The 13,411-nt window shown below is 44.6% G+C and carries 14 protein-coding genes; 5 read left to right on the top strand and 9 right to left on the bottom strand.

Annotation, left to right across the window (positions count from 1 at the left end; translation table 11 throughout):
* Positions 1 to 169: 169 nt before the first annotated feature.
* The 4 genes from MZO41_RS02330 to MZO41_RS02315 all read right to left on the bottom strand — a co-directional run bounded on the left by MZO41_RS02330 (position 170) and on the right by MZO41_RS02315 (position 2,834).
* The gene (locus MZO41_RS02330; RefSeq protein WP_003640525.1) at positions 170 to 907 is read right to left on the bottom strand and encodes a DUF975 family protein; all 738 of its coding nucleotides are present in this window, start codon (positions 905 to 907) and stop codon (positions 170 to 172) included.
* 114 nt (positions 908 to 1,021) lie between these two features.
* Positions 1,022 to 1,456, bottom strand: a complete 435-nt coding sequence (locus tag MZO41_RS02325; protein ID WP_003644400.1) for a GNAT family N-acetyltransferase — start codon at positions 1,454 to 1,456, stop codon at positions 1,022 to 1,024.
* Position 1,457: 1 nt separating this feature from the next.
* Complete coding sequence (locus MZO41_RS02320; protein WP_011101553.1) at positions 1,458 to 2,327, bottom strand: DegV family protein; 870 nt, start codon at positions 2,325 to 2,327, stop codon at positions 1,458 to 1,460.
* A gap of 84 nt (positions 2,328 to 2,411) precedes the next feature.
* Positions 2,412 to 2,834 carry a MarR family winged helix-turn-helix transcriptional regulator gene (locus MZO41_RS02315; protein ID WP_003640522.1) on the bottom strand — a complete coding sequence of 141 codons (423 nt, stop codon included), beginning with the start codon at positions 2,832 to 2,834 and terminating at the stop codon, positions 2,412 to 2,414.
* A gap of 485 nt (positions 2,835 to 3,319) precedes the next feature.
* On the opposite strand from MZO41_RS02315, the gene MZO41_RS02310 reads away from it, so the two are divergent.
* Positions 3,320 to 5,026 (top strand): NFACT RNA binding domain-containing protein, encoded by a 1,707-nt coding sequence (locus MZO41_RS02310; protein WP_003640521.1) that lies wholly within the window; start codon positions 3,320 to 3,322, stop codon positions 5,024 to 5,026.
* Positions 5,027 to 5,143: 117 nt separating this feature from the next.
* On the opposite strand, the gene MZO41_RS02305 is transcribed toward MZO41_RS02310, so the two are convergent.
* The 3 genes from MZO41_RS02305 to MZO41_RS02295 all read right to left on the bottom strand — a co-directional run bounded on the left by MZO41_RS02305 (position 5,144) and on the right by MZO41_RS02295 (position 7,705).
* Positions 5,144 to 5,905 carry a DUF2705 family protein gene (locus MZO41_RS02305; protein WP_021356845.1) on the bottom strand — a complete coding sequence of 254 codons (762 nt, stop codon included), beginning with the start codon at positions 5,903 to 5,905 and terminating at the stop codon, positions 5,144 to 5,146.
* Between the two features lie 12 nt (positions 5,906 to 5,917).
* Complete coding sequence (locus tag MZO41_RS02300; RefSeq protein ID WP_003644397.1) at positions 5,918 to 6,817, bottom strand: ABC transporter ATP-binding protein; 900 nt, start codon at positions 6,815 to 6,817, stop codon at positions 5,918 to 5,920.
* Between the two features lie 393 nt (positions 6,818 to 7,210).
* Positions 7,211 to 7,705 carry an NUDIX hydrolase gene (locus MZO41_RS02295; protein ID WP_003644396.1) on the bottom strand — a complete coding sequence of 165 codons (495 nt, stop codon included), beginning with the start codon at positions 7,703 to 7,705 and terminating at the stop codon, positions 7,211 to 7,213.
* 202 nt (positions 7,706 to 7,907) lie between these two features.
* Between MZO41_RS02295 and MZO41_RS02290 the strand changes: the two genes are divergently transcribed.
* The 4 genes from MZO41_RS02290 to MZO41_RS02275 all read left to right on the top strand — a co-directional run bounded on the left by MZO41_RS02290 (position 7,908) and on the right by MZO41_RS02275 (position 10,653).
* Entirely contained in the window at positions 7,908 to 8,633 is a 726-nt protein-coding gene (locus tag MZO41_RS02290) for a DUF2087 domain-containing protein (protein WP_003644395.1), read from the top strand.
* Positions 8,634 to 8,636: 3 nt separating this feature from the next.
* Complete coding sequence (locus MZO41_RS02285) at positions 8,637 to 9,008, top strand: GIY-YIG nuclease family protein (RefSeq protein WP_003645057.1); 372 nt, start codon at positions 8,637 to 8,639, stop codon at positions 9,006 to 9,008.
* Complete coding sequence (locus MZO41_RS02280; protein ID WP_011101551.1) at positions 9,009 to 9,677, top strand: chloramphenicol acetyltransferase; 669 nt, start codon at positions 9,009 to 9,011, stop codon at positions 9,675 to 9,677.
* A 565-nt stretch (positions 9,678 to 10,242) separates the two neighbouring features.
* Positions 10,243 to 10,653 carry an iron chaperone gene (locus MZO41_RS02275; RefSeq protein WP_011101550.1) on the top strand — a complete coding sequence of 137 codons (411 nt, stop codon included), beginning with the start codon at positions 10,243 to 10,245 and terminating at the stop codon, positions 10,651 to 10,653.
* A 110-nt stretch (positions 10,654 to 10,763) separates the two neighbouring features.
* Here MZO41_RS02275 and MZO41_RS02270 read toward each other — a convergent pair whose 3' ends face one another.
* Both MZO41_RS02270 and MZO41_RS02265 read right to left on the bottom strand, forming a co-directional pair.
* Positions 10,764 to 11,363: a histidine phosphatase family protein gene (locus tag MZO41_RS02270; protein ID WP_003644391.1), complete on the bottom strand. Its 600-nt coding sequence runs from the start codon at positions 11,361 to 11,363 to the stop codon at positions 10,764 to 10,766.
* Between the two features lie 151 nt (positions 11,364 to 11,514).
* On the bottom strand, positions 11,515 to 13,260 hold the full coding sequence (locus MZO41_RS02265; protein WP_003640513.1) for a putative glycosyltransferase family protein: 1,746 nt from the start codon (positions 13,258 to 13,260) through the stop codon (positions 11,515 to 11,517).
* Between the last annotated feature and the right edge of the window lie 151 nt (positions 13,261 to 13,411).

Genomic DNA, 13,411 nt, shown 5'->3' with positions numbered 1-13,411 from the left:
ATTAATTGGTATTTGAATTCACGGCCACTTAAATGTCTTAATTGGCATACACCAATCGAGATCTTCTTGCTTAATTTACGTCATTAAATTCGTTCAAGTTATTTCTTGCAATCTGCCGCTTAATAAAAGAAACAATATTATTTGTGTCGATTTTTAATATCGACGTTCATTAATTAATTGCTTGTAAATTATCATAATAGTTGGCAAGCACACCATAAATATATGGTACCAACCATAACTGGCCGATTCCAGCCGTTAAGATACTGAGAAGTTCCCAGCCCAAAAAGCTTAAATGCAACACGAATAACTGCCACTTGTGCCCGTGCATCAACTGACGGCTACGGGTGACCGCATCACGATAGCGTGGCCGTGCTTGACCAGCAGGTGTTGCAGCTAACAAGTCCTTATACGCATAAAAAGTCTGTGAATAAGCGTACGCCTTAATAATACCCGGAACCACCAATAGCAGGCTCCATAGGAAGATAAGCACAGTTTTATAAATAATCAGACCGACCAGTGCCCACCCATAACGTTTCGTGAACCCGACCGTTGAGTCACTGACCGGATGGATCTGGCGTTCTGGTTGTCGGACCCAGTCCAACATCGCATAACTCGTCCCAATCCGAAAGATTTGAACGACCAGCCAGACACCAACTTGAACCAGTAAAAACCCAGCTATTACAGCTAAAATCAACGATATATCAGAACCAGTCAGGGTCCCCAACTGCTTAAAAGCCGTGTCGTCAGTCGTGGAACTGCCCGACGACACGCGATCTGAATAATTGGCCATCACCCCGAAAATCGTTAATAAGCTAATAATAATACATAATAAGATGGCATCTTTCCAACGCCCCTTAAAGAGTTGCTTAATTTCGGTTTTAAGTTCGGCCCTCGTTTTTTGAATCATTGCGCCACTCCTCCACTACTTGTTTAATTTAGTCCATTTTCCGTGTTTTGTCCCCGTTAGTCAACGGCAAAACCCTAAAAAAGCGCTGGCAAAATGCCAACGCTACGAGTTGAATCATAATAATTGCTTATGCATAATCACAACGGGGGCCCCATCTTCATCATACGGGCCGGCCGTAACTCGATAACCACACAGTTCGTAAAAGCGCTGGGCAGTGAGTTCACCATGAATCTCGCCATGAGTAAAACCACGTTGCGTGGCCCACTCCTCAGCCGCTGTCAATAATTGACGACCCCAACCATGACCGCGATAGGCCTTCCGAGTGCAGACTCGACCAAATCGCATCACGTGGTCAGCTTGTGGTTCTAAGCGTAACGTTGTAATTGGTAAATCAGGCTGTAAATATAGAACAGCGTATTCACGCTGGTCTGTATCCTTGACGTCAAATTCAACGTCAGCACTGATTCCACGCTCTTCAACAAATACAGCCTGACGTAACGCGTAGGCCGCTGCCCGATTAGCTGGTGATGCTGAAAAAATAATTTTCATTTTAGTAGGCCTTATCAATGTCCTTCAACCAGGCTAACGCTAATGACTTGTCACCTAAATGGGCCCCAATCACTGGACCAAAGTACGTGATATCGATCGGCATGTCTGGATAAATTTGTTGTAACTTTTGTTTCCAATCTTCAGCGGCAGCCAAATTATTCCCCTGAACGATAATTGCTCGCAGCGGATAGTCGACTTTTGACTGTGCTTCAGCAAAGAGGTGCTCAACTCGCGCTAAAGCTTTCTTAGTTGAACGAACTTTCTCAAAGGCGACGATTTCATGGCTCTGATCATCAAAAGTCAACAGTGGCTTGATCCGTAACACGCTTCCAATGAAGGCTGACGCATTCGATAACCGACCACCCCGAACCAGATTTTGCAAATCATCCACGATAAAGTATTCGCCCATCGAGGCCCGCAGATCATCTAGGCGTGCCAGGATTTCTTCAACACTGTGACCAGCTTTAGCCATCCGCGCGGCTTCAATTGCCAAATAGCCCATCAGACGGACCGTGATCTGGGAGTCATACGGATAAAGTTTGATATTATCGACCATATCTCGCATGTTCATCAAGCTATTATAAAAACCGGAAATCGTGCTAGCAAGATGAATACTGATGACTGCATCATAACCTTGTTCACCCAAGCGGTTATAGAATGCCACCATTTCCCCCACGGGTGGTTGGGACGTACTTGGGAATGACTTAAATGATTTCATATTTGCGTAAAAGTCGGCCGTTTTAATGTCGACACCTTCTTGATACACTTTTCCATCTATAATAACCGGAATCGGCACGACATGAATATCGTTGTCCGCGACCTCTTGCGGTGTCAAATAGCTCGTGCTGTCAGTAACAACAGCAATCTTCATGACTTACACCTACTTCTCATTTAAATAATAACAAATATCATAGCATAAAACTAAGTTATACTCTACCTTCGACCGTTTGGAAAGTCATGGCTCGAGAATTCGGCTAACTGACTTGTTTAACCGATTGAGCAGAATCCGGAGAAGGTTTTGTTCATCTTGTGGCCATTTGTCAAAAACTTCTGCTTCAAACTGTTGATAATCCGCATTAATCTTGGTCAATGCCGCTGTTCCTGCCGGCGTGACCGTGTAAACAAGTTGGCGGCGGTCACGACCAATCGCTTCCTTACTCAAACGTTCTTTTTTGACTAGGCTAGCCAGTTGCCGACTTAATGTAGATGTATCAAGCTGCATGGCTGTCGCCAATTTTTCTTGCGTATTGGCCCCTGCTGCCAACTGGATCAGCAGTTGCCATTCCGCAACGGTGATTCCTTGGGCCTTAGTAATTTTTTTCAACATGGCAGTTTGCAACTTAGCGGTTTCCGCTAAGGCCGTTAAACTTGACTTCATGACAGTTCATTCCTCTCAACAATAATTCACATTGGTCCATTGTGACTTGATTTACCCCGCCTGATGATTAAAAACGTGCTAATTTTTTAGACTCAAAAAAACTCAACTGAGCTTTGCTGACGCAAGCACGCTTCAGCGTAAACTGGCTGATCCAGTGCGATTCCATCGTAATTAGCACGCTTTAACCATCACTTATGCGAATAGCAGCACCCACAATGAATACATTTGTATTATACAATATAGAGTGTGTAATTACGACTACTTTTTATTTAAAATACCGTTAAAGTAGTTTTTGCATATAACATTTTTAGATTCAAAGCGTTCATCCGCTAATTGCTTGTTTGACAACTAGCAGCGTCGACGCCTAACTTTATGCGTCAGCGTGGGGCGCTAACTTGTTTTTACCTGTTCAAAAACGGTATACTAGTACCCGGTTAACTGTATTTTTACAGTGATAACGAATATCTTAGAAAGCGAGTGATCACATGTCCTTTGATGGTTTATTTACCCATGCCATGGTCACCGAATTACGCCAAACACTAGTTGGCGGCCGTATTTCAAAAATTAATCAGCCATACCAAAACGAGTTGATTCTGACCATTCGTGCCAACCGGAAGAATCACCCAGTTCTACTATCGGCTGACCCGACGTACCCGCGGATTCAGACAACACAAATCCCTTACGTTAATCCGGCCGTGCCGACGAACTTCGCAATGATGATGCGTAAATATTTACAAGGTGCCATCGTGACCGATGTGTCGCAGGTCGCCAACGACCGGGTTGTGCACCTGACCGTGACGACCCGTAACGAACTCGGTGATGCCGAGACATTGACGTTGATTATTGAAATCATGGCACGACATAGTAACGTGATCCTAGTTGATAATCAGACTGGTAAGATCATTGACGTCATCAAGCATGTCGGTGCGGATCAGAATCGCTACCGATTACTTCTACCAGGCGCGACCTACATCGAGCCCCCCAAGCAAGACAAACAAGACCCATTTACACCGAATACTGATTTTCACACCTTAGTCACGGATTACCCCAACGAAGACGTGTTGGCAAAACAATTGCAGCAGCATTATCAAGGATTCGGCCGTGATAGCGCACAACAGTTAGCTGCCGACTTGCATCAGCCTGGCGACCTTGATCACCATTATCTGGCCTTTTTGGCACAGTTTGATCAGCCGCAGGCGACGTTGATCACCTTACCAAATCATAAGACCATGTTTGCCGCGGGACCGTTTGACCATTTTGGCAAAGCCACGCGCCAGTTCGACTCATTGAGCAGTCTGCTTGATTTTTATTATGCAGACGCAGCCCAACGGGAACGAGTTCAACAACAAGCCGGCAATCTGATTCGGGTGGTCAAAAATAACCTGAAGAAGAATCGTAATAAGCTCAAAAAGTTGGAAAAAACCTTAGCTAACACCAAGCAGGCCGATGAGCTGCGGTTAAAAGGTGAAATCTTAACGACCTATCTACATGAAGTCAAACGTGGGATGACTGAGATCACTTTACCAGACTATTATCACGATAACGCGCCGTTAAAGATTCAACTATCTAATCAGCTCTCGCCTTCCCGGAACGCGCAGAAGTATTTTTCGCGTTATCAGAAGCAAAAAAATGCCGTTGGCTTCGTTGGTGAGCAGATCAGCTTGACCCAAGCTGAAATTGATTATCTGGACAATATCCAGACCCAAATCGAGCTTGCTAGTCCCGCTGACATCACCGAAATTCGTGAAGAATTGACGCAACAAGGCTACTTAAAGCAACACAAGACTAAGAAAAAGCAACGCAGTTCACGTAAACCGAGTCAACCCCAGGAATTTACTGCGAGTGACGGGACGCCGATCTTTGTCGGTAAAAACAACCGGCAAAACGATCAGTTAACATTGAAAACGGCCCGTAAGAGTGACTATTGGCTGCATACACAAAAAATCCCAGGCTCACACGTCATCATTCATTCAGATGATCCTAGTGACCAAACGCTCACAGAAGCCGCGAATCTCGCCGCATACTTCTCAAAAGCCCGCGATTCAGCAACCGTTCCGGTCGATTACGTCCAAGTTCGCCGAATTCGCAAGCCCAATGGTGCCAAACCTGGCTTTGTGATCTATGAAGGTCAGAAAACATTGTACGTTTCTCCCAATGCTGAGCTTGTTGAACAACTGACACCGCACGCGTAAACTGGTTTTAAGAGTACGCAGTGATCAATCATTAACCAACAAAATCGCGCGTCCAAGATAAAATTTCTGGACGCGCGATTTTTAGTACTTACTGGCAGTGCTTCAAACGGTAACGGTTCAAACTTCCCGCCGCCGAAAGAATAGCAGGCCTAACACTAAGAATAAAATAATGTATGCAAGATTGCCCCAAAACAACTGGACATCCGTGAGCTTGGTAATTTTACTCAGCGTCGGTAATCCCAACTGGGCTGAAAAGTTGAACATGTTGAGTGGGTTCCATTTGAGCCACGTATACTTCCGAATGAGTGCGATCATGGGAATATTAACCATTCCCAGAACAAAGTATCCGATGATTCCGACCGCGACTGCCGCACCAGAACTCTTGAAAAGAGCAGCAATTAGCAGCACTAGACTTAGCAGTAACCACGTATTGAGAAATTCACCACCAACGCCCGCCAACCAATCATGCCAAAACTTGGCCCGCGTAAAGATCGCAAATTTATCATTTACTAAGCAGACTTTAAGCAAGATGGCAAACAGACTGCTACCGACATACAACAATAGACTGTAGGTTAACAGCACGAGCCACTTACTAACCAAAACGAGTGGTCGTGAATAACGCTGCGTTAACACGTGCTTGATCGTCCCAAATTGAAATTCCATCGTGATCATCGTGGCCGCCGCTGCTACCATAAAGAAGACGATGAACTGCTGCGCTTCAAAATTAGCGGCAAACATGGTTTTGGCGGGAAAAATCGTCGGCTTGATCCGCGCCAAAATCGCAAAGATCAGCGCTACGGTAGCCAATATCAGTCCACACCAAATCGTAGACTTCTTCTTAAATAGTTTTGTGAGTTCTTGTCGATATAACGTCATCATCAGTACCACTCCCTAGGCGCTGGTTGTCGCCAGTAATTTTAAAATCGTACTTTCCAAATCAGCCGCCTCATGCCGAACATCCCTGACCGTCAGTCCGTGACTAGTCAGAACATGGAGCACATCTGCCACCTGATGGTCCGGTGCTAAGTGGACTTTCACAACCGTGTCGGCAACTACTTGATAGCCGGCCGCCACCAAAACCGCTTTCGCCTGACCGTCATGATCAGTTTTCACAATGACAAAATGATCGGTCGTCGTTAACAGTGCTGTCATCGTTGTTTTCTCAATAATTTTACCGTGATCGATAATGACTAAATCGTCTGCTAGCTTTTGCAATTCACTGAGAATGTGACTAGAAATCAAAAACGTGACGCCCGCCTGTTTTTGCTTCAAGATAAAATCGCGTAACTCCTTAGTACCTTGTGGATCCAAACCATTCATCGGTTCGTCCAAAATCACTAGTTGCGGCTGATTCAAAAAGGCCAGGGCGACACCAAGCTTTTGTTTCATCCCCAATGAATAATGACGCGCTTTTTGATGGATATAGTCGGTCATGTTTAGTGCGGACACCACCGCCGCCAATCGCGCTTGGGCATCGGGCCCGGCCGCAAACAAACGCAAGTTGTCCCAACCGCTCATATACGGATAAAGACTCGGATACTCGATTAGTGACCCCACCGTCGCCAAGATGGGATGATGATCGAATTGCATCGATTCACCTGCGATTTGAATCTCACCATCCGTGCTAAGTAGCCCTAAAATTGCTTTCATAATTGTCGTTTTTCCAGCGCCATTCGCGCCCACCAGGCCCACGATCCGTCCCTGGGTGCATTCAAAACTAACGTCACGCAAAACTGGCTGGTGGCCGTAACTTTTATTCAGATGTTTAACGGTTAAAATTGCATCGGCCATTTAAATCCCCTCTCTTTCAAGATGGCAAACGTTCTCATAAGCTGTCGACACGTTGCGTCCCTCCTTAAACGATAAGTAACCCTGCCTAGGAAAGATCACCATTCAGACGTTACTGAATTATAGCTCGCTATTCATTTAAATGTTGGTTTTCTCGGGCACACACCAGTATTTTGTTACTTTTAACCCCCACCACGCGAAACGACGATTAACTAATCAATCAACGTCGTCATTTTTGTCACATTAGGACTAAGCCACACGCCCGCTTAAACGCATTAGTTGTGCGCATGAATCAAAAATAGGTGAACACTAGATCAGCCACATTGCCAACCTAGTGTTCACCTATTTTTCGCTTTTGAAATGAAATTTTTGGCGACATTCCGGGATTAGCTCAGGTCAATAAACCGGATGATCCAGCACGGTCCAGTCCGGGTAGGTCTGATCGCTTGGGTCAAACTGCCCGGATAACAACACTGCCTTTGCTTTTAAAACCAGCGGTGACGCATTAGCTTCAGTCAACGCATGCAACGGCACCCGTGATGCTCCATGCGAATCTTGACCATCAAAGTTAGCGACATGTTCAGCCAGCTGCCCAGTCGTCCGGGTCACTCGGTAAAAGACCGCCAGATGTTGGTTCATTCGCCACTGCTTGAACTGCCAGGGATACCGAAAACTCGTGATACCCAATTGCGTCAATTCAGTCGGGATTAACCCGGTTTCTTCTTGAATCTCACGGCGAATCGCGGCAAGTAAGGGCTCACCATCGGCCAAACTGCCACCTGGTAAGTCGTAGCGATTCGTATAGGGACCACCAAACTTTTTAGTAACGACCAACGCATGCTCATCGCCAATAATCCCATAAACACCAAATGCACGGTGATAAGTTTCCATTGTCCCACGTCCTTTCACGTTTAAACAGCGTCGTTAAGCGTAAGCGCTAGCTATCTTGGTGTCAAGGCAAATCTAAGTGTTTACTGTAACGGTAAACATATCAAACGATTGTAAGTTTACTATTTTAGTAAACATTAATTCATCGATTATGTTTACAAATACAGTAAACAGTCTTATAATCAGTAACATTGGAGGTAGCCTCATGGACTTAACTAGTTTAACGATTGATGATTTAAAACGCGGCTGGCATCAAACAGCCACTGCCCGGTATTGTAATTACTGTGATGCTAGCTGGGAAACGACTACAGCGGCGGCCACGATCGAACAACACTTAACGATCGTCCATGGTGGTATCCAGTCACCACTGATTCACTTAGCGAGTCGCTACAATACTTTAACCACTAAACAGCAAAATTTACTGACTGCTTTTGCGACTGGCATCAAGGATGCCGACTTGGCTAAACAATTTCAATTAGCGGCGGCCACGATTCGACATCAAAAATTTACATTTCGTGAAAAAGCCAAACAAGCTAAATTGTACCTGGCCATCTATCAATCCGTCTTTGAGAGTGGTCAGACGCCCAATGATTTGATTGTCCTGCCAGAACAACCTGGAATTATTGATGACCGCTTTGCGATTACTGAAGACGAAGCGGTCCAAACATTGAAGCAGTACTTCAACTTTGATCATGACCCACTACAATTGAAGCGGTGGCCCAAAAAGCAAAAGACGATCGTCACCATTCTAACGCGGATTATTGATGAAATTCCGATGAACCGGCCAATCAATGAAGACGAGCTCAACCACTATTTACAACCGATTTATTTTGATTACACCACGCTGCGCCGTTACCTGATCGACTACGGCTTCTTAAAGCGTACCGTCGATGGCCGGCAATACTGGCGCACAACTACTAAGGAGGACTGAACCATGCAACCAGTCGAAAAACATCGCTTACAACAAAAATACAAACTTGCCCCAACTTATTACGGCGTCATTCAAATTACCAACGAACGCAATCATAAAATTTGGATTGACACAGTGCCCAATTTACACAACCGCTGGGCCTTTTATCAACTAAATCTTAATAAAAACTTTTACCGGTCCAACCCGTTACAGGCTGATTGGAATCAACAAACTGCCGCTGACTTTTCCTATCAAATTCTGTGGCAAAAGGAAACGACCGATGTTACTAATATGCGTGCCACGCTCAAAGCACTCAAAACCAAATGGCTGCACGATTTACAACCATTCGATGACCATGGCTATAATCGGCGCCCTAAAGATTGGAAGGAAAACTAAATGACCACCACTAAACCAAACATGCACGCCGTTGCTATTAATCCTGAAGCCTGGCCGCGCCAAACTTATTTTTACTATTTCACCAAGATAGCCCCCAGCGGTTTTAGTCTCACGGTAAATATGGATATTACCGCCACCCTAGCTTGGACTAAAGCCCACCACGTTAAATTCAACGCGGTATATCTATACCTAGTGAGTCGCTTGTTGACCACACATCCCGAAATGCGCATCGGCTATTTGAACGATCAACTGGTGACCTTTGACGTGTTACATCCGTCTTATACGATCTTACACGCTGACCGGACAATGGCTAATTTATGGACGACTTACGACACCGATTTTGAAACGTTCTATCAACACTATTTAGCAGACCAAGCTGAATTTAGTGCACTTCCAGGGCCCATGCCGAAAACACCACAAACACCTAATCTGGTTAATATCGGCTGTCTTCCAGGAGTCCACTTTAGTAGCTACACGCCCCTCCCATTCAAACCACTAGATAGTTTCTTTCCAATTTTTCAGGCTGGCCAGTTTAAGAAGGACGCTGACAAAACAATCATGCCGCTAAGCATTACGGTCAATCATGCCACCATTGATGGCGATCATCTCAGTCGTTTTTTTAATGAACTCCAGTCATGTTGGGAACAACCAACACAATACTTAGCCTAACCATATAGTCAAGGCCCGTTATGTGCATTTGTTATCCAGCTTAAACACCGCTCGTCAGGTCTTTTTTTGAAGCGAATGAGTCACTAGCTTAATCAGTGTTATTTACCGGTGTTTGTTCGCTCATCAGATTGCGCCTTTCTTCAAGCAACCACACCGTAACCGCTGTCCAAGTAGTGCCGGCCCTCGCCAGTACAATTCTAAGAAATTCTTATGTTAGCCTTATGAAAACGCAGTAGTTGAGTCTGCTTCAAATGGGTAAACTAAAGACATTAATTAAGAAAGGAACTGATGTCTATGCGTCATTCACAAGTCTTAACGATCACGGTGAAACAACCGCGGCCTCGGAGTGCTGATCCAGCTGTCATTTATAGAGTCGATCGCCATCCTTACTGGCATTGGAACCTAATGAACTAATAAAAACGAACCGTGCACTGAATCGTAGTGGGCTCAAATGCGCGGTATTAAAAATAATCCCGTTCGATCAGCCGTGTGGGCCACCTGATTGAACGGGATTATTTTTGGTTGCAAGCTCTGCGGGTATCCGGTACACTGAAGCCATCAATGAATGGAGGAAATGCCAATGGCTGAGCACCTTGACGCTGACCTAGCTGTTTTGACACCATATCTGGAAAAGCTGGGTGCAACACCCCATCGCGCCCAACTGATTACCTTGCTCAACTGGGTACACACGACTTTTCCACAACTCAAGGCACGGGTCGCCTGGAATCAACCGATGTTTACTGACCACGACACATTTATCATTGGGTTCAGTACCGCCAAGGATCATCTGAACATTGCACTTGAATCACATACTTTGGATAGCTATCGGAACGCGATCACGGCTGCTGGTGATAAAACAACCAAGATGTTATGGCAAGTTGCTTTCGATGCGCCAATCAATCACAAGCTACTTGCAGAAATCATTCAATATAATATGACTACTAAACAAACCATGACGACCTTTTGGCGCCCTTGATGCGTCAGCGTTCACGACCCCGCTTTCATGCCTGAATCCGAGTCGTGAGCGCTTTTTAATGCTTAAACTCAGACTGAGTGTCAACGCACTTAAATCTAGTTGACATAATTTTAATTTTTATCAGTTGCAGCCAAATTAATGATTTTTTCAAATGTGAAGCGGCCCGCGTCATACTGGTACTTGATGACTGCACAGTTATGTAACACGATGCCTTGCCGCTCAATTTCGTCCATTGAAAGCCATTGCCGCAAAAACATGAAGCTAGCCCCACCGTGACTGACCGCCAACACCTGATGATGATCCGGACGTGCCATCACCGCCGTCAACGTTTTGACAACGCGGTCTTGTACCTGCAAATCACTTTCGCCACCGTACTGACAGAAAAAGTCACCATGACTGCGGCGCACGGGGTCCGGTTTTGGATTTAACACTTCCGACTCACCTTCGAAAACGCCAAAATTCCACTCTTTGATACCCTTTAAACGCTCATAAGGTTGCTTGGTCACTAATTCTAACGTGTCACTAGCTCGTTCCTGCGTTGAGCTGTACGCATGATCAAACGTAATCCCTTGCGCCTGAAAATACGCACCCACGCGTTGGGCATCCGCAATTCCTTTGGGGGTTAGCGGCGAGTCACACGCCCCCTGAATCTTCTTCAGCCGATTAAAAAGTGTTTCACCATGCCGCATCATATATAGTGTCTTTGCCAATTTAACTAACCTGCCTTTAATTTGTCTTTAGATAAGCATACCATAAATGAAAGCGCTATTTAAATCCGAGCAACTAGGTTTCGTTACGATCTCAACAGCCAAAAAACACGGCCAGATTGGTATCCGGCCGTGCTTTAAACAAATATATTGATTAAGCCACTAAAAATCGACGTGCACGTTTGACAAGCAGTGGCCCAGCCACTAATACACCAACCCATGCGATCAAAGCAAGCTTCGTTCCTAATGTTGTGACGCGACTAGCTTCATATCTTACCGTTAGCACATTCTTACCACGTCGCTGTTTTAGACTCAAGTTACCTATCCAATGATGCTTAATTTGTTCAGAGGTAACCCGGTGACCGTTCAAAGTTAGCACCGTACGTCGATAAGCAACTACAGGCAAGGCACGCATTTTAGTGTGCTTCGCATTCCAAGTCAACTGAATGCCATTATGAATGACTTGATGTTTGAACTTGGACTGTTGCACTGAAAAGTTACGCCGGTATGCACGATAGACATTGCTATGGGTTTCAATTTTCTGCGTCACCGGAATGTAATCCGGCGTCGTGCGATCAACTTGCTCAATTAGCTGATTAATATGTCGTGTATGAAAGGCCGGTTGTAATTGCTTAATATACTTCAAATTAGAATGGACATTATCGTCTGCCGTCTGCAATCCTGCTGCTAACGGAGTTGTATCAATAATCGTATAATGGACATTCTGAGCAACCTTTTGCGTACATAAAAGTAACGACAAAAGGCTTAAAAAAGTTCCAGCAATCACAATTCCCTTATGCAGGGCTGCGCTTTTTTGACTAGCTGCAACATCCTGATAAATCATAACCGTTGCTAGCATCATGAATGGTGTCCCAACCAAAGAAATTCGTCGTGGCATTTGTAAAAACGATTGCAAGTAAGGCATCGACTTTTGAATCGAGTCCCACGGAAATAGCCCGGTTCCAATAAGAATATAAACTAGCGCGACACAAGAAAATAATTTGGTGAACGCACCTAACCGGGTCCAGAAAACAATCAATCCTGTGAGCATCGCATAAGCAATCATTGTTAAGACAATATCACTATTAGAAGCCACCCCATTGTAGATTGGCTGCAAAATCAAACTGGCATTCGGTACTAAATCCATCGCAACTGGTGAAATTAGCGTGTTGCCACGATAGACTTCCAGTAATGGCAACAGCGTATTAAGACTGAGCAACAAGGCTAATAAGACACCGGCAAAAAAGTTTAACAGCCCATTCAAATTAAACTTGGAATGCCATAAACCACGTATAAAAAATGGCACCAATAACGGTAATACTAACGCGACCGTTAAAATCTGAAATTGGGCCAGCAAACCAATGAATACACCCAATTTCAACATAGATAATAGTTGCCAATCACCGGCATATAAATCAAGAATTGGCCCCACCAATAAAGGTAGTAATCCAAAAGCAATTGAGCGCCATGTAACACCAAAAATGAATCCATAAACAACGTTAGAGCTCAAAAAGATGACGCCTAACGCGATTGACACCCGTTTTGAAAAACCTAACCGGCGACCAGCTGCATACATCACATAGCCACTGACAAAATAGACGATAAAAAGAGTTAAGATTTGAAATCTAAACCAGTTGCCGACCAGTAACAACAGCCCACCAGCTACATAGGTAATTAATGGACTATATAAACTATTCACAACTCGACCGGCCTGCTGGAATGAATAAAGATTAATAAAACTAAAATTATGATTTTTCAGTTGCAGGGCAGCTTCATAAATTCGGTTATATTGAAAGTACCCATCTACTCCCAGTAACGCATGATTATTTAATAACAATGGACTACACATTAACAACACGGCAAGTGCAATCACGATAATTGCCGCTTTGTTCTTACGCATAAACGCTTCCTCCCCAATGTCCCTTTTTCATCTCCGAGCAACTCTTATCAAGCGCTCTAAAATAACATTATATCCGTTTTGAAACACTGATACTAGTGACTATCAGTGTTAAAAGCTACTTTCACTTCACCAAGCCACTTGCTTATCAGCT

The sequence above is a fragment of the Lactiplantibacillus sp. C232 genome (assembly GCF_023806725.1).
Taxonomy (GTDB): Bacteria; Bacillota; Bacilli; order Lactobacillales; family Lactobacillaceae; genus Lactiplantibacillus; species Lactiplantibacillus plantarum.
This window is presented reverse-complemented; position numbering and strand designations above follow the sequence as displayed.

Coding starts and splice junctions, on each gene's coding strand:
- MZO41_RS02295 (WP_003644396.1), bottom strand. CDS start 7,705: ATGGAAACTTATCACCGTGCATTTGGTGTTTATGGGATTATTGGCGAT.
- MZO41_RS02305 (WP_021356845.1), bottom strand. CDS start 5,905: ATGATGACGTTATATCGACAAGAACTCACAAAACTATTTAAGAAGAAG.
- MZO41_RS02280 (WP_011101551.1), top strand. CDS start 9,009: ATGACCACCACTAAACCAAACATGCACGCCGTTGCTATTAATCCTGAA.
- MZO41_RS02310 (WP_003640521.1), top strand. CDS start 3,320: ATGTCCTTTGATGGTTTATTTACCCATGCCATGGTCACCGAATTACGC.
- MZO41_RS02315 (WP_003640522.1), bottom strand. CDS start 2,834: ATGAAGTCAAGTTTAACGGCCTTAGCGGAAACCGCTAAGTTGCAAACT.
- MZO41_RS02330 (WP_003640525.1), bottom strand. CDS start 907: ATGATTCAAAAAACGAGGGCCGAACTTAAAACCGAAATTAAGCAACTC.
- MZO41_RS02275 (WP_011101550.1), top strand. CDS start 10,243: ATGGAGGAAATGCCAATGGCTGAGCACCTTGACGCTGACCTAGCTGTT.
- MZO41_RS02320 (WP_011101553.1), bottom strand. CDS start 2,327: ATGAAGATTGCTGTTGTTACTGACAGCACGAGCTATTTGACACCGCAA.
- MZO41_RS02285 (WP_003645057.1), top strand. CDS start 8,637: ATGCAACCAGTCGAAAAACATCGCTTACAACAAAAATACAAACTTGCC.
- MZO41_RS02265 (WP_003640513.1), bottom strand. CDS start 13,260: ATGCGTAAGAACAAAGCGGCAATTATCGTGATTGCACTTGCCGTGTTG.
- MZO41_RS02300 (WP_003644397.1), bottom strand. CDS start 6,817: ATGGCCGATGCAATTTTAACCGTTAAACATCTGAATAAAAGTTACGGC.
- MZO41_RS02290 (WP_003644395.1), top strand. CDS start 7,908: ATGGACTTAACTAGTTTAACGATTGATGATTTAAAACGCGGCTGGCAT.
- MZO41_RS02325 (WP_003644400.1), bottom strand. CDS start 1,456: ATGAAAATTATTTTTTCAGCATCACCAGCTAATCGGGCAGCGGCCTAC.